The sequence below is a fragment of the Paraburkholderia sp. SIMBA_053 genome (assembly GCF_046534895.1).
GTDB lineage: Bacteria > Pseudomonadota > Gammaproteobacteria > Burkholderiales > Burkholderiaceae > Paraburkholderia > Paraburkholderia caledonica.
The window spans coordinates 1-250 of record NZ_JAWRXU010001275.1 but is presented as its reverse complement, the minus strand read 5'-3'; the positions used below and the strand labels follow the sequence as shown (position 1 = coordinate 250).

Here is a 250-nt window from a genome sequence, read left to right as displayed (position 1 = left end):
GCAACCGTGTCCGTCGGTTCAATATCGCATTGCACTGCCGCTTGCCAGCCGGTCGGAAAGATGTCGCCGAGAAAAAGCACCTGCTCGTCGGTGAGGCCGTCCGGAATCTTGACGTGCGTTTTGTCCGCGAAGGGCACGCGCACGAACTCCGCCTGGCCGCAGGCGACCAGATCGAAGTGGTCCACGCCATTGGCGGCGGCTAGCTGCCGGTGCTTTTTCAAGGAATCGCTATGACGCAACTGACTGATAC

1 pseudogene is annotated in these 250 nt (G+C 60.4%); it reads right to left on the bottom strand.

Going from position 1 to position 250, the window contains the following annotated elements:
- Window positions 1–158: pseudogene (locus SB753_RS39735) on the bottom strand (glutathione-dependent formaldehyde dehydrogenase); the annotation flags it as partial.
- Window positions 159–250 lie beyond the last annotated feature (92 nt).